Below are 22,594 nucleotides of genomic sequence, written 5' to 3' on the forward strand. Positions count from 1 at the left end.
AGTTGAAAATGATCATCGGATTAAATGAGTAATTGACGGTAACTCCTTCAGGATAATTGAAAGGGTTAAGTCACAGTGAAAGGTAATCGTGCAAGCGAGGGGAAATACTTCACTAAATGCGCTGAATGAGGGAATTAAGCGTCATGAAAGGTAATTTATTGTCAGGTTGCGTCAATTTAGTCGGCGCACTTTATGCGCCGACCAGAAATATTAGTAAAAACGGCTCAACGAGAAGGGCTTAATATCGAAAGAGAAGGGTTTATTTTGCGCAAATTCGCTGGCAAGCTCACCCAGCACGCTGGCGAATTTAAAACCATGCCCGCTCAGGCCGGTAATAATCAGGCGATCGGGCTCACCTGGCAGCGTATCAATAATGAAATCTTCATCCGGCGTGTTGTCATAACTGCACGCTTCGCCGTGCAAACAGACACCGACGCCCGGCAAAAACTTGCGCAGGAAGTTAAACGACTCGTTACCGTCGACTGCGATACTGCCAAAAGGTTTACGATCTGCAGGTGCATGCATTAACTGCCCACCATCATGACGTCCCACTTTCAGAGCATTGTTATCCGCCGGGAAGCCGTAAAAATGGCTGCCATCACTCATCTCCACGGTAAAACCTGGGAACTTGTTATTCTCGCTATAGCGGCCATCGGCCTGATACCAGGCGAACACTTTGCGCACCGGCGCCACCGGCAAACCATCAACTAAATGACTGACCCAGGTTCCGGCGCTGATCAATAATTTACGAGCGCGGAAAATACCGTCGCTGGTGGTGACCTGCTGTAAATCACCGTCGCGGCCGATTTCCGTCACCGGACAGTTAAACAGTTGCGCGCAGCCCGCCTGCTCAGCCAGCTGCACCCAGCTGCGCACCGCCTGCTCGCATTTGAGGAAGCCGGAGTTGGGTTCGAACACGCCGATATAACCATCCGGCACGGTAAATTGCGGCCAGCGTGCCCGCACTTCGTCAGCCTGCAGCAGGGTGACATCCAACTGCCACGCTTTTGCGCTGTCGATGACATTTTGAATAAACGGGGAGGTGATCGGCGCTAAATTGAGAATGCCGCTACGATGCATAATGCGCTCGCCGCTCTGACGCTCCAGTTCATCCCATAACGTTTGGGCGCGCAGTACTAGCGGGACGTAGCGTTCGCCTTCGCCGTAAGCATGGCGAATCAGGCGGGTTTCACCATGATGGGTGCCCTGATTGTGCGGTGGATGGGCGCTGTCAATCATCAGCACGGATAAGCCGGCCTGAGTCGCGTAAAAGCCAGCGGCTGCACCTACCGAACCGCTTCCTACCACAATCAGATCATAAACCATAACGACATCACTCCAGCAAAACGGCGAAATTTTTCAACAGCATATCAAAAGAGAGCGCCCATGAAAAAGGCACCCTGTTGGGTGCCCTTTCACGCGATAGTGGAAATTAATGCTTTTGATTGTCGCGTAGGTACTGCTCGGTCGACTCTATTTTTGCAATGCCAGCTTCGAGTAGGGAGATAAACTGTCTGGCGACATCGGTAGTCAGCCAGTAGGTCGGGCCCACGTCAGCTTCTTCTTCTTTCTGATCCTGCGAGGAGAGCGAGTGCAGGCGAATCATCATGGCGTCATAACTGTCTACGGTGCTGATGTCCCATCCCACCAACGGATGAGTCTGGATGACGTCTTTATTTCTGTCCATTATAACCTCCGTATTACTCGTTAAACGAAGTGCTTCTTGAGGTTCAATGCGGCTGTATCGTGCACTAGCGAAACAATTATAACATGGATCAGCGGGTACAATAGTTAAAAGGTATGACGAAAGTTAACGGCGTTGAAATAAACGCGTTTATAAAACCCTTTTTACCGAATAATAAAATGCCCGAAGCGCCAGGCATTTTATTGGCAATATTACTGCCGGGACGTAAGAGATTATCGGCATTTTTACCGCGAAACTTTAACGTAAAAAGGGTGGTGCTGTTACGGTTGTGACTCTGCCGGCAGCAGGCCGTGACGCTTCTGAATCTCTTCGGCCAACCGGGTAAAATGCTGCTGTAACTGCTCGTCGTGGTTCTGGTTTTGCGCTTCAAGCGTCAAATTGTGTACCAGCAGCTGGTTGGCACGATCGTCGAGACAGAAGGTCAGCGTGGCAAAAGCATTTTCTAATACGGTTAAGCGGCGCTGTTGGTCAGCAATAAATGCCAGCAATTCCCCAAAGGTCATCGCCTCTTCTGGTTTTTCAGTAGTCATGTAAAACACCTCCTGTAAGCATGACGAGGCAAGAATAGGGGATCGTTTAACATGAGTCTAGATGCAGGAAGTTTTTCTGGCGAGAGCGAAATAAAAACAAAAAAGCCGGGTGGCGAAACCCGGCAAAAACGGCACAGTGGCAGTTAATCGTTATTAAACCAGTCGTCAGCGCTTTCCCAGGTTTCTTGTAATAGTTCGCTGATGCGCTCACGTGACGCTTTACAGCCACCAAAGACGCTGAGCTGATTGCCGCCGGCATAACGGACTTTGACGTGATGATCGTCGTCAGGAAAATCCTGCGTAATGCGACGGACCAGTTCGATGCTCAGTGCGTCCAGTGCACCTGTGGGCAGGGGCGAAGTTTTTGCTACGGTAATTTCAACACGCATAGAAGCCTCCGGAATAATATACTGTTTATTTGTACAGTATAGTTATCCCGAAGGCAAGCAGCATTGAATTAATCTTTAATGCGCCAGTTCAGGGTTTCACCGGCAAGGAACGGCACCAACGTATCGTCAGCCAGCGCAATACTCTCCTCAACCTTCCAGGACTCACGCACCAGCGTTATGGTGCCTTCGTTCAACGGCAGACCATAGAAATTGGCGCCGTTCTCAGAGCAGAAAGCTTCGAAATGTTCTAACGCATGCAACTCTTCAAATACCGTGGCGTAAGCCGGCAGCGAGGTAGGGGCATTAAACACGCCTGCACAACCGCAGCTGGCCTCTTTCAGGTGGCGCAGATGCGGTGCGGTATCGGTACCGAGAAATACACGACGATTACCGCTGGCGACCAGCTTGCGCAGCGCTTCCTGATGGATATTGCGCTTCAGAATCGGCAAGCAATAGAGATGGGGACGTACGCCGCCCACCAGCATGTGGTTTCGGTTAAACATCAGGTGCTGCGGCGTAATTGTTGCGCCCAGCAGATCGTTACCTGCAGCCAGATACTCGGCGGCTTCTTGGGTGGTGATATGTTCCATCACCACTTTCAACGCCGGGAACTGTTTGCGCAGCGGTTCCAGCACGGTTTCGATAAAGCGGGCTTCACGGTCAAAAATATCGATATGCGCATCGGTCACTTCGCCGTGCACCAGCATTGGCATTCCGATTTGCTGCATGCGATCCAGCACCTTAGCAATGGAAGCGATGTTGGTGACACCATGGCTGGAGTTGGTGGTGGCGTGTGCAGGATAGAGTTTGGCTGCGGTAAAGGTCCCGTCACGGAAACCGCGTTCGATCTCATCAGGATCGAGCGAATCGGTGAGGTAGCAGGTCATCAGCGGAGTAAAAGCATGCTCAGCAGGCAACGCGGCCAGAATACGTTCGCGATAGGCTACGGCAGCCGCCACGCTAATGACCGGTGGCACCAGATTTGGCATGACAATCGCACGACCATTCACGGCGCTGGTATAAGGCAGCACGGCGTTAAGCATCGCGCCATCGCGCAGATGGATGTGCCAGTCGTCAGGGCGGCGAATAGTGATTTGCTGAGGTTGGGCTGTCATTCAAAAAGACTCCGGCTGAGAAGAAAACGAGAGGCGCGTTTAGGCCGGGGAGTAATCATAAGGATGTGGGCAACCGTTTGCACGGGATTTTATCGTGACATACAAAAACCGCACCCGAAGGTGCGGTTGCGTGGATTATTCGGTAAACGGAATCACTAATTGTCCCGGTTTTACTTCAATCCCTTTAGCGAGTTTCTTCGCCAGCGCTTCGCCTTTACTGCGGTCTGCACTCAGCACATAGGCCGGCTTCTCATTGAAGTAGCGTTTCAGCGACTCATTGAGATAAGGCGTCAGCGTTTTCATGATTGAAGCCATTTTCTCTGGCTGCACCTGCGCATCAACAATTTCCATATCATGCAGATAAATCGCGCCTTCCTGGGCGTTATACACCGGCTGCGCCTTCATCTTCAGCAGCATTTCTGCCTGCTGCGGACCAAAGAGCGAGCTGACATTGATATTGGCTTTACCGGAAAGCGTGATTTTGCCCGGCTCTTCGCGGCCAATTTGGCTATTGAGTTCACTCAGCACGATATGCGCATTTACCAGCCCGGAAACGCCGATGTCTTTTTCAAAGTTATTGCGCTTTTGCAGCGCCTGATTCACTTCCTGCTCGCTGATGGTGTATTGCGTTAATTGGTTACAGCCGCTGAGTAGCACGGCTAAAAACAGGGCCAGCAGCCCGGAAAACGCCTTTTTCATAGTGTCCTCATCCTGATCGAAACGGCAAAACAGCGATAGCCTGCCTGAATATGGACAAGGTGTCACCAGGCCAGAGCTGAGAAGCGCGACTGCGCTTCTCATTGCAGGATGATTAAGCGGCGATAGAGGAGAGGAGATTAACCTGGGTTTGTTTCGCCATATTGTCGCGATAATCGGCCACACGGCTCGGCCATTCAATGCCGCTAACCAGCGTCAGGGAGCGCAGCAGCGGGAACAGATGAATGTCATCTTCGGAAAGCTCGCCGTTAACGGCGTTAGGTTTGACAATCAACTTATCGAGCTGGCGCAGATCATCGCTGATGTTTTTAATCAGACCCGGCGCGTGTTTACGCAATTCGGTGAAGTCACCGATGCTGGCCTGTTTTTTCTCGCTAAAGTAGCGGCGTGCTTCCGGCGTGGCAAATTCGGCAAAGGACGCATCGGCGATGCGCGGTATCAGCAGCTTATTGACGTAGCCGTTCACGCGGCGCAGCCAGTCGCTAATCGCGGGATTACTTTTGCCATTCAGCAGCGGTTCATGATCGGATTTATCCACCAGACGTACAATATCCATGCTTTCCGGCACGGCACTGCCATCGGCTTTTTGCAGAATCGGCGCCATTTTCTGGCCAATCAACCTCTTCGGTGTTTGCTCATCGTCATTGAGCATCACGATCAGTTCTAACGGCAGATTTTTTAACCCGAAAATCATGCGTGCCTTCACGCAGAAAGGGCAGTGATCGTAGATGTAAAGTTTCATCCCGTTTCTCCTGTGGTTCTCAGGGTGACGGAGGTCACCCTTTTTTCGGACGTGCGGGAAGTATGGAAGAGATCTTTGGCCGGGGCAAACTAGCTGCTGAAAATCGCCGGAGCCACCGGGCGCGGCTGGAACTGCCACCACAGAGCGAAAAGCGTGACCATGCCCACGCTGCTGAGCAGCATCCACGGCAGTTCGGGTAGCGCCCATTGCTGGCCCATATCGAACATCCAGCCGCCGCCGGAATAGCCGATTAAGCCGCCAATGGCGAGGCCGAGACGACTAAAGCCCATATAGCTGCCACGCGCGCGCGAACTGGCCAGCGACGCGCTGAGCGTTTCACGCGCCGGTTCGGCAATAATCGAACCGAGGTAAAATATTGCGATCAGCATAAACAGCGACGGCAGCGAATCGGTCATGCCAACCGGTAGCAGACTGAAGGTCATCAGGAACAACCCTGCCATCAGGCGCGTTTCCAGGCGGAAGCGTTTTTCGCTCCAGCGCGCCAGCGGATAGAGCAGACTTAGCGACAGCAGCGCTTCAATGGCGTACATCCACTTCACGGCAGTCGGTGCCCCAGCCACCTGATTCACCATCACCGGCAGCATCAACATCACCTGTACGGCGAGAATGTAATAGCCGGTCAACGTCAGCACATACAGGCGGAAGCGCTTGTCCTGCCAGACGCGCTGCATGCCCGCACGCATCGCGATGCGTTCGGTCGAGATGCGCCATGCCGGTAGCCAAATCGCGTTAAACAGTGCTGCGCTAACAAACACCGCTGCGCCAACCCAGCACACCAGACGAAAATCCCACGCCAGCAACCAACTACCTATGAGCGCACCCAGTACCGCGCCGGCGCTGTCCTGCATCATCAACAGTGAGAAGAAGCGACCGCGTTCACGCGCGCGCACCAGTTTCATCACCAGCGCACTGCGTGGTGGATCAAACAGCGTGCCGCCCAGACCAGAGAGCAAACAGGCGAGCCATAACAGCCAGGGCTCATGCGCCAGCGCCATGCAGGCAAAACCCGCCGCACGCATCAGCATGCCGGTCACAATCAGCGGACGCGCACCGAAGCGATCGGCGATCGCACCGCCGAAAATGCCAAATCCCTGCTGAACGAATTGACGCAAGCCGAGCGCGATGCCAACCATCAGCGCGGCCCAACCCAGCTGTTCAACAAAATGGATGGAGATGAGGGGAAATACCACGAAAAATCCCAACACCACCAGCATGTTATCGACTAAAAGAAAAGTTTTACCGAGGCGTCGTGCCCGCGCAACCCGAGACATGCTAATTCCTGAGCAAGTGAGAGGAGATAAGAGACCAATTGGTCTATTTTCCACCTGCATCAGGGCGAAAAACAGCTTTCTCAGGATGATATTTTTTCATCGAATCCGCAGAAATATTAATCCTAATTCAGGATCAATCACCTGGAACGCGTTGCAGGGTTTTACCGCAAGCGGGGTGGCGGTTATAGTGAGAAGTATCGCCGCTGGCGTACATCTTTCTTAAGTTATGGATTTCAGGAGTCATGATGTTTGGCTATCGTTCTGCTGGCCCACGCGTGCGCCTCACTACCGATCGCTTAGTGGTCCGTTTAGTACATGAACGCGATGCCTGGCGGTTGGCCGATTATTATGCGGAAAATCGTGCATTTCTTAAGCCCTGGGAGCCGGTTCGCGACGAAAGCCATTGTTATCCTTCGGGCTGGCAAGCACGTCTCGGACTGATCGCCGACATGCACAAACAGGGCTCTGCCTACTATTTTGTGCTGATGGACCCGGAAGAGCATGAAGTGCGTGGTGTTGCTAACTACAGCAACGTGCTGCGCGGATCGTTCCACGCTTGCTACCTCGGCTATTCGCTCGGGGAGAAGTGGCAAGGTCAGGGGCTGATGTTTGAAGCGCTCAGCACCACGATTCGTTATATGCAGCGGCAGCAGCGCATTCACCGCATTATGGCCAATTACATGCCGCACAATCAGCGCAGTGGCGACTTGCTGGCGCGCCTCGGATTTGAAAAAGAGGGCTACGCCAAAGATTACTTATTGATTGATGGGCGCTGGCAGGATCACGTGCTGACTGCGCTCACTTACCGGGAGTGGACCCCGGATCGCCGTGGACAATAAAAAAGGATATCCCAATGAAAATGGCCTTATCCGCGCAGGCGTTGCGCGTGATTGGTTGCCTGCTGGAGAAGCAGGTCACCACACCGGATCAATATCCGCTCTCACTCAATGGCGTAGTGACCGCCTGTAATCAAAAATCCAACCGTGAACCGGTGCTGAATCTCAGCGAAATGGAGGTGCAAGCGCAGCTCGATGAGCTGGTGAAAAAGCATCTGGTGACGGCCAATAACGGTTTTGGCCAGCGCGTTAGTAAGTATGAGCAACGTTTCTGTAACTCGGCTTTCGGCAATCTGCAATTGAGTAGCGCCGAAGTGGCGGTGTTGACGCTGTTATTTCTGCGCGGTGCGCAGACGCCCGGCGAGCTGCGTACGCGCAGCGGCCGCCTGCATGAATTCAGCGATATGAATGAAGTGGAGCAGACACTCAACGGATTATCCACGCGCGATGATGGTCCGATGGTGGTGCGGCTGGCGCGTGAGCCGGGCAAACGTGAGAGCCGCTATATGCACTTGTTCGGTGGCGAGGTGGTGGAAGAGGCGGCCAACGGCGAAACCGCAGCGGATAATGACACGCTTGCGGCGCGCGTGGCGCAGCTGGAAGAAACGGTTGCACAGTTGCAGTCGCAGTTGGAACAGCTGCTGGCAAAGGAGAACTGAGATGACGCTACGTATTGGCATTGTGGGTTTAGGCGGCATCGCGCAAAAAGCGTGGCTGCCGGTGCTATCTCAGGCCAGCAGCTGGCAGCTGGCGGGGGCATTTTCTCCCAACCAGGCAAAGGCACAACCGATTTGCGACAGCTATCGCATGCCGTACTTTGGCCAGCTGGATGCCCTGGCGGCGGCCAGCGATGCGGTGTTCGTGCACAGTAGCACCGCCAGCCATTACGAAGTCGTCAAGGCGCTATTGCTGGCGGGCAAGGATGTGTGCGTCGATAAGCCATTAGCCGAAACCCTGCAGCAGGCCGAGGCGCTGGTGGCGCTGGCTGACAAGCATAAGCGTAAGCTGATGGTGGCGTTCAATCGCCGTTTTGCGCCGCGTTATCAGCAGCTGAAAAATGAAATGCCGCGTGCCGCATCCTTGCGCATTGAGAAGCACCGTGCAGATAGCGTCGGCCCGCACGATCTGCGTTTTACCTTACTGGACGATTATCTGCACGTGGTTGATACCGCGCTGTGGCTGGCTGGCGGTAGTCTAAAGCGCGAGTTGGGACACATCGAAACCAATGATGATGGCGCGATGCTTTTCGCCGAGCACCACTTCTCCGCCGGATCGCTACAAATCACCACCAGCATGCACCGTCGTGCGGGTACGCAGCGCGAGGTGGTGAGCGCCATCTGTGACGGCGATTACATTGAAATTAATGAGATGCGCGACTGGCAGCAGGAGAACCGCAGCGGAATCGTGCGTGATGTGCCGCCCGCGTGGCAAAGTCATCTTACCCAGCGCGGTTTCAGCGGCGCAGCGCAGCATTTCATCCAGTGTGTAGAAAATCAGACGATGCCTGAAACCAGTGGCGAGCAAGCACTGGCGGCGCAGCGTCTGGTGGAAAAACTGTGGCGCGATGCCGAACAGGAATAACCCCTTGTAACACTCAATGCTGGTCATTTCCCGCCGTGTCAGTAGACTATCGCCGGACATCAAGGGATGTCCGCGCTAAGTCGCTCATTTCTCCGACACTTTTCAGGATGCGCCACTCAATATGAATTTGTTGAAATCGCTGGCTGCGGTCAGTTCGATGACCCTGTTTTCCCGCGTGCTGGGCTTTGCCCGCGATGCCATTGTGGCGCGTGTGTTTGGTGCTGGCATGGCAACCGATGCCTTCTTTGTTGCCTTCAAACTGCCCAACCTGCTGCGTCGTATTTTCGCTGAGGGCGCGTTCTCTCAGGCCTTTGTGCCGATTCTCGCGGAATATAAAAGTAAGCAGGGCGAAGATGCCACCCGTGTATTTGTCGCCTACGTCTCCGGTTTATTAACGCTGGTACTGGCGGTGGTGACCGTATTGGGGATGATTGCGGCGCCCTGGGTGATTGTGGTGACCGCGCCAGGCTTCGCCGATACGCCCGATAAATTCGCCTTAACCAGCGCACTGCTGCGCGTCACCTTTCCCTATATTCTGCTGATCTCGCTGGCCTCGCTGGCGGGGGCCATTCTTAATACCTGGAACCGTTTTTCGGTGCCGGCGTTTGCGCCAACATTGCTAAACATCAGCATGATTGGGTTTGCGGTGTTTGCCGCGCCGCATTTCCATCCGCCGGTGATGGCGCTGGCCTGGGCGGTGGTGATGGGCGGCGTGCTGCAGCTGTTCTATCAACTGCCGCACCTGAAGAAGATTGGCATGCTGGTCTTGCCGCGCCTGAATTTGCGCGATGCGGGCGTGTGGCGCGTGATGCGTCAAATGGGGCCGGCGATTCTCGGCGTCTCGGTCAGCCAGATTTCACTGATCATCAACACCATCTTCGCCTCGTTTCTGGTGTCCGGTTCGGTTTCGTGGATGTACTACGCCGATCGTCTGATGGAGTTTCCTTCTGGCGTGCTCGGTGTGGCGCTGGGGACCATTTTGCTGCCATCGCTGGCGAAAAGCTTTGCCAGCGGTAACCAGGATGAGTATTCACGCTTGATGGATTGGGGCCTGCGTCTCTGTTTCCTGCTGGCGTTGCCGAGCGCGGTGGCGTTGGGCATTTTGTCCGGCCCGCTGACGGTAGCGCTGTTCCAGTACGGTAAATTTACCGCCTTTGATGCGTTAATGACGCAGCGCGCGCTGATTGCCTATTCGGTAGGTTTGATGGGACTGATCGTGGTGAAAGTGCTGGCACCGGGCTTTTACTCACGTCAGGACATCAAAACGCCGGTGAAAATTGCCATCGTGACGCTGGTTGTCACGCAGTTGATGAACCTGGTGTTTATTGGTCCGCTGAAGCATGCCGGCTTGTCACTGTCGATCGGTTTGGCTGCTTGCCTGAATGCCGCGCTGCTCTACTGGCAGCTACGTAAACAGGATATCTTTCAGCCGCAGCCAGGCTGGTTCAGTTTCCTGTCGCGCTTGCTGATTGCGGTGGTGGTGATGGCTGCGGCGCTGCTGGGTATTTTGCAGGTGATGCCGGCCTGGGAAGAGGGGCAGATGTGGTGGCGCCTGATTCGTCTGGCCGCAGTCTGCGCCATCGGCGGCGGGGCTTATTTTGTGATGCTCGGCCTGCTTGGCTTCCGTCCCCGCGATTTTGCGCGCCGGACGCTGGCGTAATAATTATGCACTCACGCAGACGGGAGTTTATTTTGGTCCGGCGGTCCTCGCGCCGCTGCGCGGTACCTTCACGTCGTACGTCAGCCTGACGTACCGGCTCAGCCGGGACCTCCCTGTCCCGGCTGAGCCTTTTGCCCGCGTCCTGCGGGCAAATCCTGGCTTCCTTTCTCCGTTCAGCCCTGTGGATGCCTGCCCAAAATAAACGCCCGACTGCTATTTATCTCTCATGCGTTCTGTCTAAAAGCAAAACAAAAAGGCCGCCATCCCGCAAGATGGCAGCCTTAATCAAACCCGCAATATTACGCCACGAACAGCGTTTTTACCCTTTACGACTTAAGGTCGCCTGACCTTTACCTAAACCATCCGGGCCGTAAAATGCCTGAGTTTGATGGGGTCGCAACACCGCCAGGGCTTCATTGGTGAAGCCAATCTGATGCTGCAGCAGAATCCCGTTATGCGTGTTGGTATCACGCAGGCGGCGCGTATGCTGCTGAATGCGTGTCCAGCGGATCTCGCGTTCACTGTGATCACCATAGGGCGCCTGCGTACCAAGGGTTTTCTCGGTATTACGGCGCATTTCGTCCAGATAATTCAACGTCGTCAGCAGCGCGCTTTTATCTTCGGAAATACGCTGCAGCATGTTGCCATTAACCTGGCCGGCAGAAAGTTGCTGCTGCTCTTCATCCATTATCACGGTAAGGGAAGCCAGCACGTCCTGCATTTTATCTAAGGTGATCAGCAGATTGTCCATTGGGATTAGTTACCCTCTAAATACGCCTTGGTATCGGCGATCAGCGCATCGGCGATCTTACCGGTATCCATTTTCAGTTCGCCATTACGAATGGCCGTTTTCAGCTGCTCAACGCGCGCTGTATTAATATCTTTGCTGCCAGGCTGCATCAGCTGCGCCTGCGCAGTGCTCAACTTCACTTCCGCACCGCTTTCACTGGTGGTGCTGGCTGCTGGCGTGGCGCTCTGGCGCACTTTGCCGCTGTTATCGTTGTTGTCGCGTGTTTGAACAGTGCTAACCGGGTTAGTAGGCTGCGTTCTGTCGATGCTCATGGTAAGGCTCCTGTAAGGTCAGTTGGGGGTCAGCCAACTGAGTCAGCATAGGGTAATGTCTTTGTTGATATCTCTATCGGCAGAACAACAGGGTTCTTTAACGCTTTATAGCGATATCAGAATATTCCCATCCGCGTCGACGCGACCACTGACAACCTGACCATTTCCCATCCTCACGCGCACCATTTGGGCCGCGCTGGCGTTGTTCAGCGCACGTCCTTCGCTGCTGGCATTAAACCCGTTTCCGCTCGCCACCACCATTACATTTTGACCGGCTTTCACCCGCCACGGCTGACGCACCATGGTCGCGGTCACTGGTTGTCCTGGCGGGATATCGCGCAGCGCTACTGCATCAATGACGCCGCTGCTATCCATCAATGCGCGTGCCGGCAATTCATCCAGGCGGCCGGTTTCCAGACGCACGTCCGCCGGGCTGAGATTGCTGCCGCGCGCTACCTGACGGCTCGCCACCAGATATTGGCCGGTGACCTGCACCTGCACCTGCAAGAAACGCCGATTTTGATCGCAGTTGGCGGCGATGCTGATGTTGCCCCACTGGCGGCTGTTGCCCGGCAGCTGCAACTCCGGGGTTTCACAGCTTGGCCATTGCGCCTGCGGTGTACGCACCACCACCGTCATACCGGCGGCATGTTGCGGGTCGCGCGCTTTAAAAAATTGCGTCAACTGTGCGGTGAGATCCGCAGCATGACTGGGTAGCGCCAGTGCCAGCCAAAGTGTGGTTAGCAAGGTGGAATATCTGCGCATAACGCCTCCTGACGAGAAGATGGCACTGAGTCTACGCCTTGCGCAAAAAAATCAATGTCAAAAATAGCCGTCATTTTTGCTGCTATTCAGACGATCACCCTTGCTTTTGTCCACTTAAGCTGTCAGCTCGAAATTCTCATTCGCGGAGGAAGCATGCTCGACAAACTCGATGCCGCGCTGCGATTTGGTACTGAAGCGTTAAACCTACGTGCTCAGCGTCAGGAAATTCTGGCGTCAAACATTGCCAACGCCGATACCCCGGGTTACCAGGCCCGGGATATCGACTTTGCCAGCCAACTGAGCAAGGTGATGCAAAACGGTCGCGCCGAAGGCAGCAGCCTGGCGCTGAATGTGACGTCCTCACGCCACATTGAAGCGCAAACCAACTCTCAGCCGTCACTGGATCTGATGTACCGCATTCCCGATCAACCCGCCGCGGATGGCAACACCGTGGATATGGATCGCGAGCGTACGCAGTTTGCTGATAACAGCCTGAAATACCAAACCGATCTCACCCTCATCAGTAGCCAGATCAAAGGCATGATGAGCGTACTGCAGGGGCAATAAGCATGGCATTGCTGAATATCTTTGATATCGCCGGTTCTGCGATGACAGCGCAATCTCAGCGCCTCAACGTCAGCGCCAGTAACCTGGCGAACGCCGACAGCGTAACCGGGCCCGATGGCCAGCCGTACGTGGCAAAGCAGGTGATTTTCCAGACCGATGCGGCGCAGGGCGCAGCCACCGGCGGCGTGAAAGTCGCCGGCGTGGTTGACGATCCAACACCGGCAAAACTGGTGTATGACCCAGGCAATCCGATGGCGGATCAGAAAGGCTACGTCAAGATGCCGAACGTTGACGTGGTGTCTGAGACCGTTAACACCATGTCAGCGTCGCGCAGCTATCAGGCCAACGTGGAAGTGCTGAACACGGTGAAGTCAATGATGATGAAAACCCTCACCATCGGTCAGTAACGGAGAACGAATATGAGCGTAGCAGTTGGGATTAAAGACAGTCTGGACCCAACGGTACTGACCTCCAGCAGTGCGTCGAGCGGTAACTCTTCCGCCGACCTGCAGAATCAGTTCCTGAACATGTTGGTGGCACAGCTAAAAAACCAGGATCCGACCAATCCCATGGATAACAGCCAGCTCACCACGCAGTTGGCACAGATCAACACCCTGAGCGGTATTGAAAAACTGAATACCACGCTGGGATCTATCTCTGGCCAAATCACCACCAGCCAGTCGTTGCAGAGTTCAACACTGATTGGACATGGCGTGATGGTGAAGGGTTCGCAGGTGCTGGTAGGCAGCGGGACAACCACGCCGTTTGGTGTGGAGCTCGCCACGGCTTCCACTGCCACCAGCGTCACCATTAAAGACAGCAATGGCGCGACGGTTCGCACCATCGATCTTGGCAAGCAGAGTGCGGGTGTCCACACCTTCTCGTGGGACGGCAAGATGGATGACGGGTCTACCGCCGCGGATGGCAAATATTCTATCTCACTGGCCGCCAGCAATGGCAGCACGCAACTGGTGGCGCAGCCGCTGAACTATGCCTACGTCAATGGCGTGAGCACCACGGATAACACCACAAAACTGGATCTCGGCACCATGGGCTCCGCGACACTCGATGAAATTCGTCAGATTCTCTGATTAACCTTTTAGCAGGAGAGATTACATGTCTTTTTCACAAGCGGTGAGCGGCCTGAATGCTGCCTCCAGCAACCTGGATGTGATTGGTAACAACATTGCCAACTCCGCCACAGCCGGTTTTAAATCCAGCACCATTGCTTTTGCCGATATGTTTGCCGGTTCTAATGTGGGTCTGGGTACCAAAGTTGCCGCCGTTATCCAGGACTTTGGTGATGGCAGTACCACATCAACCAGTCGTGGACTGGATGTAGCGCTGAGCGGCAACGGTTTCTTCCGCATGACCGACGCCAGTGGCGGCGTGTTCTATTCTCGTAACGGCCAGTTCACTCTGGATGAAAACCGTAACCTGGTAAACACTCAGGGCCTGAACGTCTCTGGCTATCCGGCCAGCGGCACACCGCCAACCATTCAGACCGGTGCCAACCCGGTTGCGCTGAGTATCCCTACCACGCAGATGGGCGCACGTGCAACGACGACAGCCACCCAGGTTGCAAACCTGAACTCCACCAGCACCACCCCGAGTGTGACCACGTTTGATAAGTCTAACGTTGACAGCTACAACGCGAAAACCACCATGACGGTGTATGACACGCAGGGTAATGATCATCAGCTGGATATGTACTACATCAAAACGGCGGACAACACCTGGACTGTGCACATGGTCGACTCCACCACGGGCAGTGAAGTTGGTAACACCGCAGCCGGCGATAACCTGGGCTACCAGATGTCGTTTGATGCTAACGGTAAGCTGACGCAGGTTGGAAAAATCACCGCAACCGGTGTAGCTGACACCAGCGCCTCATTAGCAAACCTGGTTGTGGGCGGCACCAACGGTGCGGATGGCATGAACATCAGCCTAAGCATGTTGGGTAGTTTGCAGCAAAACACCGGTGCGACCACCTTTGGTAACCCAACGCAGGATGGCTATCAGCCAGGCGATTTGACCAGCTACACCATCAACGATGACGGCACCATTACCGGCACTTACTCCAACCAGAAAACCCAATTGTTGGGCCAGATCGTGTTGGCGAGCTTCTCTAACCCGGAAGGTCTGAAGTCTGAAGGTGACAACGTCTGGTCAGCGACCAGTTCATCAGGTCAGGCCGCAGTGGGTCTGGCAGGCACGGGTACTTATGGCAACCTGACTTCAGGTGCGCTGGAAGCGTCCAACGTCGATATGAGCAAAGAGCTGGTCAACATGATCGTTGCGCAGCGTAACTATCAGGCCAATAGCCAGACCATCAAAACTCAGGACCAGATTCTTAACACCCTGGTTAACTTACGTTAATTCGCTAACGGGATTGCTTTATGGATCACGCAATATATACCGCGATGGGTGCGGCCAGTCAGACACTGGATCAGCAATCGGTCACCGCCAGCAACCTCGCCAATGCCTCAACGCCGGGCTTCCGTGCTCAGCTCAATGCGTTGCGCGCCGTGCCGGTCAGTGGCTGGTCGCTGCCGACGCGTACCCTGGTTGCCGCTTCAACGCCGGGCGCTGATATGTCGCCCGGCGCGATGGACAACACCGGCCGTGCGCTGGATGTGGGCGTACAGCAAGACGGCTGGCTGGCGGTGCGTACCGCTGACGGTTCTGAAGCTTATACCCGCAACGGCAACATGCAGATCAGCTCAACCGGTATTTTGACCATTCAGGGCAATCCCGTGATGGGCGATGGCGGTCCAATCGCCATACCGCAAGGCTCCGAACTGACGATTGCGGCAGACGGCACCATCACCTCGCGTAACGCCGGCGATGCGCCTAACGCCACGGTACAGATTGGCAAACTGAAGCTGGTACGTGCCACAGCCAAAGAGTTACAGCGCGGTGATGACGGCATGTTCCGCCCAACCCAGCAAGCGCAGGCCACGCGCGGTGCCGCATTGGCCAATGATGCCACGGTGAGCGTTATGCCTGGCGTGCTGGAGGGCAGTAACGTCAAGCCGGTGGAAACCATGGTCGATATGATCGCCAACGCCCGACGTTTTGAGATGCAGATGAAAGTGATCTCCAACGTCGATGAAAACGAACAAAAAGCTAACAGCTTGCTCAACATGAGCAGCTAAGGCGTAAGGAAAACACCATGATTCGTTCTTTATGGATCGCCAAAACCGGTCTTGACGCTCAGCAAACCAACATGGACGTCATCTCCAACAACCTCGCGAACGTGAGCACCAACGGCTTTAAACGTTCGCGCGCGGTATTCGAAGATTTGATGTACCAAACCCTGCGTCAGCCGGGCACGCAGTCGTCGGAGCAAACCACGCTGCCGTCAGGTCTGCAGATCGGTACCGGTGTGCGTCCCGTCACCACCGAACGTCTGCATCAGCAGGGTAACCTGTCGCAGACCAGCAACTCGAAAGACGTGGCGATCAACGGCCAGGGTTATTTCGAAGTGCAGATGCCGGATGGCACCTCAGCCTATACCCGTGATGGTTCGTTCCAGGTGGATCAGAACGGCCAGCTGGTCACCAACGCCGGTTATCCGGTGCAGCCGGGCATTACCATTCCGGCCAATGCCACCAGCATCACCATCTCGCGTGATGGTGTGGTGAGCGTGACGCAGCAGGGCCAAACCAACCCGGCGCAGGTTGGTCAGCTGACGCTGAGCACCTTCATGAACGATGCCGGTCTGAATAGCCAGGGTGAAAACCTCTATCAGGAAACCCAGGCATCGGGCGCAGCCACGCAGAGCACGCCGGGTCAGAACGGCGCGGGCTTGCTGTATCAGGGTTATGTGGAAACCTCGAACGTCAACGTGGCGGAAGAGCTGGTCACCATGATTCAAACGCAGCGCGCTTACGAGATTAACAGCAAGGCGATCAGTACCTCCGATCAGATGCTGGCGAAGTTAACCCAGCTATAAGGCTGGTGTCGTTGGGCCAGCTTAGCTGGCCTGATTAAGCAACATAAATAAGGTCAGAACTCCGTGGCGAAGCAAGTGATTCTCAAGCCTGGTCATTGGTTGGTAGCCACGCTGCTACTCACTCTTAACGGTTGTGCGCTGGTACCGCGCACGCCACTGGTACAAGGATCGACGACGGCTGAGCCGACGCCATCCGCACCGCCGGTGGTGAACGGTTCCATTTTTCAGGGCGTCGCACCGCTGAACTACGGCTATCAGCCGCTGTTTGAGGATCGCCGTCCACGCAATATTGGCGACACATTGACGATCACCTTGCAGGAAAACGTCAGCGCCAGCAAAAGCTCCTCCGCCAACGCCAGCCGCGATGGCAGCAACAGTTTAGGCGTCACGGGCGTGCCAACCGGTCTGAGTGGCCTGCTGGGTGCGAGTGGCGAAAAAGCCACGCTTGATGCCAATGGCAAAAATGACTTCGCAGGTAAAGGCGGCGCGACCGCGAATAACACCTTTACCGGCACCATCACCGTCACCGTGAATCAGGTGTTGTCGAACGGCAACCTGCGCGTAGTGGGTGAGAAACAGATCGAAATTAACCAGGGCACCGAATTCATCCGGTTCTCCGGTGTGGTAAATCCGCGCACCATTAGCGCCAGCAACGCTGTGTTATCTACACAGGTGGCCGATGCACGTATTGAGTACGTCGGAAATGGTTATATCAATGAAGCGCAGACGATGGGCTGGTTCCAGCGTTTCTTCCTGAACGTCTCGCCGATGTAAGAGGTAGTAAGAATGACTATGACGACTCTGCTCCGCCTGAGCCTGGGCTTGCTGCTCGGTTTCAGCGTAATGGCACATGCTGACCGCATCCGCGATCTCACCTCGGTGCAGGGCGTGCGCGATAACCAGCTGATCGGTTACGGTTTGGTGGTGGGCCTCGACGGCACCGGTGACCAGACTACGCAAACCCCATTTACCACGCAAACTGTTAGCAACATGCTCTCGCAGCTCGGTATTACGGTACCTGCGGGTACCAACATGCAGCTGAAAAACGTGGCGGCGGTGATGGTCACCGCCAAGCTGCCGACGTTTGCGCGTCAGGGGCAAAACATCGACGTGGTGGTTTCCTCGCTGGGTAACGCCAAAAGTTTGCGCGGCGGTACGCTACTGATGACGCCGATGAAAGGCGTCGATAACCAGGTGTATGCGCTGGCGCAGGGCAACATTTTGGTCGGTGGTGCCGGTGCATCGGCCGGCGGCAGCAGCGTGCAGGTTAACCAGCTCAACGGTGGCCGTATTACCGGCGGCGCTACGGTGGAGCGTGAACTGCAGAGCAACTTCGGTAGCCAGAACACCATTAACCTGCAGCTGAATAATGAAGACTTCAGCATGGCGCAGCGTATCGCCGACGCGATCAACAGCCGTGGTATCGGCTCGGCGCAGCCGCTGGATGCGCGCACCGTGCAGATTCGCGTCTCACCAAATAACAGTTCGCAGGTACGACTGCTGGCAGAGATTCAGAACCTCGATGTTTCGGTACCGCTGGAAGATGCCAAGGTGATTATCAACTCACGTACCGGTTCGGTGGTGATGAATCGCGAAGTGACGCTGAACACCTGTGCCGTAGCGCAGGGCAATCTGTCGGTTACCGTCAATCAGCAGCAGAACGTCAGTCAGCCTGATACGCCATTGGCCGGTGGTCAGACCGTGACGACCAACAATACCCAGATCGATCTGCGTCAGAGTGGTGGCGCACTGCAGCGTGTGAACTCCAGCGCCAACCTCAATAACGTGGTGCGTGCGCTTAATGCGCTCGGTGCATCGCCGATTGATCTGATGTCGATTCTGCAATCGATGGAAAGCGCAGGTTGCTTACGCGCCAAACTGGAAATTATCTGATGACCGACACGCAATCGCTGATGAATGCGGCCTATGACAGCCGCTCACTGAACGACCTAAAACGTGAAGCCGCCGCCGATCCGAAAGGGAAGGCGATGCAGGTGGCAAAGCAGGTTGAAGGGATGTTTGTGCAGATGATGATGAAGAGCATGCGCGCAGCGCTGCCGCAGGATGGCATGCTGAGCAATGACCAGACGCGGCTTTTCACCTCAATGTACGATCAGCAGATTGCGCAGGAGATCGGGAAACGCGGGCTAGGGATGGCGGATCTGATCGTTAAACAGATGCAGCCCGCGCAGGAGCCAGACGAAACGGCGGGCACGGTGCCGATGAAGCTGGATAACAGCTTCATTTATAGCAATCTGCCCTCCAGTCAGCTCGAGCAGATGGTGCGTAAAGCGGTGCCACGTCTGCCAGTTTCACCGAGCAGTTTGCCCAGTGACAGCAGCGACTTTATCGCGCAGCTGGCGCAGCCGGCTCAGGTTGCCAGCCAGAAGAGTGGTATTCCGCATCACCTGATTCTGGCGCAGGCCGCGCTGGAATCAGGCTGGGGCCAGCGTCAGATTCTGACGCGCGATGGCAAACCGAGTTACAACGTGTTTGGCATCAAGGCGAGCGGCGACTGGAAGGGGCAAACCACCGATATCATGACCACGGAATATGAAGGCGGCGAAGCGAAAAAAGTGCGCGCCAGCTTCCGTGTCTATGGTTCGTATATGGAAGCGCTCAGCGACTACGTCAAACTGCTTTCCAGTAATCCGCGTTATGCCGCCGTGGCGAATGCGCCAAGCGCCGAGCAGGGCGCCCGTGCTCTGCAGGCCGCCGGTTACGCCACCGATCCGAAGTATGCGCAAAAATTGGTGGGAATGATCCAACAATTCAAAAACATGGGCGAAAAAGTGGTGAAGGCGTACAGCAACGATATCACCGATTTGTTCTGATTTTTGCCCTCAAGTTTAACTTAAGCACGCCGATAACAATCACATGCCGCGGGCGTTCTCCGCCCGCGCAATCGCACTGATGACTGCCAGCCCGGTTAACGGGAAATTAAGGAACCGAGATGTCCAGCATAATTAACTCAGCGATGAGTGGGCTGAGCGCCGCACAGGCTGCATTAAGCACCACCAGTAATAACATCAGCAATTACACGGTAGCGGGCTATTCGCGTCAGACGGCGATTTTGTCGCAGTCCAACAGCACCTTGCAGGGCAGCAGCTATTACGGCAACGGTGTGACGCTTTCAGGCGTACAACGTGAATATGATGAATTCATTACTGCTCAGCTGCGCGGTTCCAGCGCCAACTACAGCGCCGTGAATACGCAATATAATCAAATTTCTAACATTGATGATCTGCTGTCGACGTCAACCACGAGCTTGTCGACCTCAATCCAAAGCTTCTTCACCAACGTACAGAACGTGGTGAGTAACGCCAACGATCCGTCAGCCCGTCAATCAATGTTGAGCTACGCACAAGGCCTGGTAAACCAGTTCCAGACCACGGCGCAATATCTCAATAATATGCAGAACAGCGTCAATACTGACGTTGCTTCAAGCGTTGATCAGATCAATACCTTCACCAGCCAAATCGCTGACCTCAACAGCCAGATCGCCAAGCTCACTACCGGCGGTGGTGCGGCACCGAACAATCTGTTGGATCAGCGCGATCAGTTGGTGAACAGCCTGAACAATGTGGTTGGCGTTAACGTATCCCAGCAGGATGGTAGCTATATCGTCTCCATGGGCAACGTGACGCTGGTGAATGGTAAGAACTCCACCAGTTTGGTGGCGATGCCGTCCAGCAGCGATTCCACACGCACCACCGTCGGCTATGTCGACAAGCAGGCGGGCAATGTTGAAATTCCAGAGAAGACGCTGACCACCGGTTCACTCGGCGGTTTACTGGCGTTCCGTACGCAGGATCTGGATAGCGCACAAAATCAGCTCGGCCAACTCGCTGCGGCGTTCACCACTAGCTTCAACAGCGTGCACAGCGAAGGGTATGACAGCAACGGCGATCAGGGTGGCAACTTCTTCAATATCGGTTCGCCAACCGTAGTGGGTAACAGCAAAAACACCTCAGCAGCTACCGTTACTGCTGCCTGGTCAGACACCAGCGCGATGAAAGCCTCTAACTACACCGTCAGTTACGACGGCAGTAATTGGTCGGTAACCCGCATGTCTGACAACGTGAAGTTTAGCGTTACGCCAGATGCGAACGACGGAACCCTCAACTTTGATGGTCTGAAACTGACGGTCAGCACCTCACCTGCGCCTAACGCCAAAGACAGTTTCCTGGTTAAACCGGTACAGAACGTCATTGCTGGCATGTCAGTGGCGATTACTGATGAGTCGCAAATTGCCGCGGCATCCAGCGCGACCAGCGGTGAAAGTGATAACCGCAATGCGCAAAAATTATTGGATCTGCAGGACAGCAAATTGGTGAATGGCAATGCGACCATTGCCCAGGCATACGCCAGTCTCGTTAGCAGCGTCGGTAACAAAACCAGCACGCTAGAAACCGCCAGTACCACCCAGGAAAACGTGGTCACGCAGTTGAGCGATCGCCAGCAGTCAGTGTCGGGTGTCAACCTTGATGAGGAGTACTCTAACCTGACGAAGTATCAGCAGTTCTATATGGCGAATGCGCAAGTGCTGCAAACGGCGAGTACCATTTTTAATGCGCTGATGGGCATCCGCGGCTAAGCATAGAGGATAAAAACCATGCGTCTTAGTACCAATATGATTTTCAACCAGCAGGTGCGCGGCATTACCGATTCGCAAGCCTCATGGTTAAAAGTGGGTGAGCAGCTCTCCACCGGACTGCGTGTGAGCAATCCTTCAGATGACCCGATTGCAGCATCACGTGCAGTGGTTCTGTCGCAATCACAGGCGAAAAGCAGCCAATATGCCACCGCGCGCAGTTTTGCCGATCAGAGCTTGTCGATGGAAGAGAATGCACTCTCGAGCGTGACCAGCAGCATTCAGGATGCGCAGACCATGATTGTGTATGGCTCTACCGGCACCCTGAGTGATGATGACCGTGCATCGATTGCCACAAAATTAGAGGGCATCCGCTCACAATTATTGAATCAGGCAAATAGCCGTGATGGTAACGGTCGTTACATCTTTGCGGGCTATCAAACCGATTTTGCGCCGTTCAGTGACGCGGGTGCACCGGCTGGCGTCTCATACGTTGGCGGCGCTGATGCCATTACGCAGAAGGTCGATGATGGTCGTACGATGGCGGTGAGCAGCACAGGCTCGTCAGTGTTTATGTCGATTACCAGCAACTCAAAGGTTGAGCCAGACGGCAGCCCAAGCGAAACCAACCTGTTCAATATGCTCGATAGCGCAATTGCTGCATTAAAAACGCCGCAGGATGATGCCGATGATGCAACCAAGCAGGTATTCCAGGACGCGATGGATAAATCCAACCGTGGACTGAGCAACTCATTAAATAACGTGCTTGCCGTGCGTTCAGCTGTGGGGTCTCAATTAGCTGAACTTGATACGCTGGATGCGCAAGGGGATGACCGTGACACCATCATGGCTTCGCAAATGACGGATCTGGTGCAGGTTGATTACACCCAAGCCATTTCCAGCTACACCATGCAGCAAACGGCTTTGCAGGCATCGTATAAAACCTTCACTGATATGTCGAAGTTGTCGCTGTTCCAGCTTAATTCGTAATTGATCTGAACCTTTGAGCGTACTTTAACCGGGTGCGCTTAGTTTCTCCCACCGCCTTTCGGGGCTGTGGGATTTTTTTTGCCTGCTGCTC

At 54.8% G+C, this 22,594-nt stretch carries 26 protein-coding genes; 15 read left to right on the top strand and 11 right to left on the bottom strand.

Going from position 1 to position 22,594, the window contains the following annotated elements:
* Positions 1-210 precede the first annotated feature (210 nt).
* The 8 genes from solA to mdtH form a co-directional block, all read right to left on the bottom strand.
* Positions 211-1,326, bottom strand: a complete 1,116-nt coding sequence (gene solA / locus WH298_RS17145; RefSeq protein WP_180823406.1) for an N-methyl-L-tryptophan oxidase — start codon at positions 1,324-1,326, stop codon at positions 211-213.
* 106 nt (positions 1,327-1,432) lie between these two features.
* Complete coding sequence (gene bssS, locus WH298_RS17150) at positions 1,433-1,687, bottom strand: biofilm formation regulator BssS (RefSeq protein WP_007893664.1); 255 nt, start codon at positions 1,685-1,687, stop codon at positions 1,433-1,435.
* Between the two features lie 278 nt (positions 1,688-1,965).
* Complete coding sequence (locus tag WH298_RS17155) at positions 1,966-2,235, bottom strand: hypothetical protein (protein WP_007893663.1); 270 nt, start codon at positions 2,233-2,235, stop codon at positions 1,966-1,968.
* A 143-nt stretch (positions 2,236-2,378) separates the two neighbouring features.
* Complete coding sequence (gene dinI, locus WH298_RS17160) at positions 2,379-2,624, bottom strand: DNA damage-inducible protein I (RefSeq protein ID WP_180823407.1); 246 nt, start codon at positions 2,622-2,624, stop codon at positions 2,379-2,381.
* 68 nt (positions 2,625-2,692) lie between these two features.
* Complete coding sequence (pyrC, locus tag WH298_RS17165; RefSeq protein ID WP_049851083.1) at positions 2,693-3,739, bottom strand: dihydroorotase; 1,047 nt, start codon at positions 3,737-3,739, stop codon at positions 2,693-2,695.
* Between the two features lie 135 nt (positions 3,740-3,874).
* Positions 3,875-4,438, bottom strand: a complete 564-nt coding sequence (locus WH298_RS17170) for a lipoprotein (RefSeq protein ID WP_049851084.1) — start codon at positions 4,436-4,438, stop codon at positions 3,875-3,877.
* A 112-nt stretch (positions 4,439-4,550) separates the two neighbouring features.
* Positions 4,551-5,198, bottom strand: coding sequence for a glutaredoxin 2 (grxB, locus tag WH298_RS17175; protein ID WP_007885827.1), 648 nt, complete (start codon positions 5,196-5,198; stop codon positions 4,551-4,553).
* A gap of 89 nt (positions 5,199-5,287) precedes the next feature.
* A complete protein-coding gene (gene mdtH / locus WH298_RS17180) occupies positions 5,288-6,490 on the bottom strand; it encodes a multidrug efflux MFS transporter MdtH (RefSeq protein ID WP_180823408.1) in 1,203 nt (400 codons plus the stop codon).
* 245 nt (positions 6,491-6,735) lie between these two features.
* Here mdtH and rimJ point away from each other — a divergent pair, with 245 nt between their 5' ends.
* The 4 genes from rimJ to murJ all read left to right on the top strand — a co-directional run bounded on the left by rimJ (position 6,736) and on the right by murJ (position 10,567).
* Positions 6,736-7,329 carry a ribosomal protein S5-alanine N-acetyltransferase gene (rimJ, locus tag WH298_RS17185; protein ID WP_007885825.1) on the top strand — a complete coding sequence of 198 codons (594 nt, stop codon included), beginning with the start codon at positions 6,736-6,738 and terminating at the stop codon, positions 7,327-7,329.
* Positions 7,330-7,343: 14 nt separating this feature from the next.
* Complete coding sequence (locus WH298_RS17190) at positions 7,344-7,985, top strand: DUF480 domain-containing protein (protein ID WP_007885824.1); 642 nt, start codon at positions 7,344-7,346, stop codon at positions 7,983-7,985.
* 1 nt (position 7,986) lies between these two features.
* The gene (locus tag WH298_RS17195; protein WP_180823409.1) at positions 7,987-8,907 is read left to right on the top strand and encodes a Gfo/Idh/MocA family protein; all 921 of its coding nucleotides are present in this window, start codon (positions 7,987-7,989) and stop codon (positions 8,905-8,907) included.
* 121 nt (positions 8,908-9,028) lie between these two features.
* A complete protein-coding gene (murJ, locus tag WH298_RS17200; protein ID WP_180823410.1) occupies positions 9,029-10,567 on the top strand; it encodes a murein biosynthesis integral membrane protein MurJ in 1,539 nt (512 codons plus the stop codon).
* A gap of 319 nt (positions 10,568-10,886) precedes the next feature.
* Here the strand turns inward: murJ and flgN are convergent, their stop codons facing one another.
* From flgN to flgA, 3 genes are all read right to left on the bottom strand, one after another.
* A complete protein-coding gene (flgN, locus tag WH298_RS17205; RefSeq protein ID WP_007885821.1) occupies positions 10,887-11,318 on the bottom strand; it encodes a flagellar export chaperone FlgN in 432 nt (143 codons plus the stop codon).
* Between the two features lie 5 nt (positions 11,319-11,323).
* Positions 11,324-11,629 (bottom strand): flagellar biosynthesis anti-sigma factor FlgM, encoded by a 306-nt coding sequence (gene flgM / locus WH298_RS17210; RefSeq protein ID WP_007885819.1) that lies wholly within the window; start codon positions 11,627-11,629, stop codon positions 11,324-11,326.
* A 105-nt stretch (positions 11,630-11,734) separates the two neighbouring features.
* Positions 11,735-12,394: a flagellar basal body P-ring formation chaperone FlgA gene (gene flgA, locus WH298_RS17215; protein ID WP_007885817.1), complete on the bottom strand. Its 660-nt coding sequence runs from the start codon at positions 12,392-12,394 to the stop codon at positions 11,735-11,737.
* A gap of 153 nt (positions 12,395-12,547) precedes the next feature.
* Between flgA and flgB the strand changes: the two genes are divergently transcribed.
* The 11 genes from flgB to flgL all read left to right on the top strand — a co-directional run bounded on the left by flgB (position 12,548) and on the right by flgL (position 22,503).
* A complete protein-coding gene (gene flgB / locus WH298_RS17220; protein WP_007885812.1) occupies positions 12,548-12,961 on the top strand; it encodes a flagellar basal body rod protein FlgB in 414 nt (137 codons plus the stop codon).
* A 2-nt stretch (positions 12,962-12,963) separates the two neighbouring features.
* Positions 12,964-13,368, top strand: a complete 405-nt coding sequence (gene flgC, locus WH298_RS17225; protein WP_007885810.1) for a flagellar basal body rod protein FlgC — start codon at positions 12,964-12,966, stop codon at positions 13,366-13,368.
* Positions 13,369-13,380: 12 nt separating this feature from the next.
* A complete protein-coding gene (gene flgD / locus WH298_RS17230) occupies positions 13,381-14,052 on the top strand; it encodes a flagellar hook assembly protein FlgD (RefSeq protein WP_007885808.1) in 672 nt (223 codons plus the stop codon).
* Between the two features lie 25 nt (positions 14,053-14,077).
* Entirely contained in the window at positions 14,078-15,340 is a 1,263-nt protein-coding gene (flgE, locus tag WH298_RS17235) for a flagellar hook protein FlgE (protein WP_007885806.1), read from the top strand.
* A 20-nt stretch (positions 15,341-15,360) separates the two neighbouring features.
* Entirely contained in the window at positions 15,361-16,119 is a 759-nt protein-coding gene (locus WH298_RS17240; protein ID WP_007885802.1) for a flagellar basal body rod protein FlgF, read from the top strand.
* A gap of 17 nt (positions 16,120-16,136) precedes the next feature.
* On the top strand, positions 16,137-16,919 hold the full coding sequence (gene flgG / locus WH298_RS17245) for a flagellar basal-body rod protein FlgG (protein ID WP_007885801.1): 783 nt from the start codon (positions 16,137-16,139) through the stop codon (positions 16,917-16,919).
* Positions 16,920-16,982: 63 nt separating this feature from the next.
* A complete protein-coding gene (locus WH298_RS17250) occupies positions 16,983-17,693 on the top strand; it encodes a flagellar basal body L-ring protein FlgH (RefSeq protein ID WP_007885798.1) in 711 nt (236 codons plus the stop codon).
* Between the two features lie 12 nt (positions 17,694-17,705).
* Positions 17,706-18,812: a flagellar basal body P-ring protein FlgI gene (locus WH298_RS17255; RefSeq protein WP_007885796.1), complete on the top strand. Its 1,107-nt coding sequence runs from the start codon at positions 17,706-17,708 to the stop codon at positions 18,810-18,812.
* The gene (flgJ, locus tag WH298_RS17260; protein ID WP_049851093.1) at positions 18,812-19,753 is read left to right on the top strand and encodes a flagellar assembly peptidoglycan hydrolase FlgJ; all 942 of its coding nucleotides are present in this window, start codon (positions 18,812-18,814) and stop codon (positions 19,751-19,753) included. Before WH298_RS17255 ends, flgJ begins: the two co-directional genes overlap by 1 nt.
* Positions 19,754-19,872: 119 nt before the next feature.
* The gene (gene flgK, locus WH298_RS17265) at positions 19,873-21,516 is read left to right on the top strand and encodes a flagellar hook-associated protein FlgK (RefSeq protein WP_180823411.1); all 1,644 of its coding nucleotides are present in this window, start codon (positions 19,873-19,875) and stop codon (positions 21,514-21,516) included.
* A gap of 18 nt (positions 21,517-21,534) precedes the next feature.
* Entirely contained in the window at positions 21,535-22,503 is a 969-nt protein-coding gene (gene flgL / locus WH298_RS17270; RefSeq protein WP_180823412.1) for a flagellar hook-associated protein FlgL, read from the top strand.
* The last annotated feature ends 91 nt before the right edge of the window (positions 22,504-22,594 follow it).

This window comes from Pantoea nemavictus (genome assembly GCF_037479095.1).
GTDB lineage: Bacteria > Pseudomonadota > Gammaproteobacteria > Enterobacterales > Enterobacteriaceae > Pantoea > Pantoea nemavictus.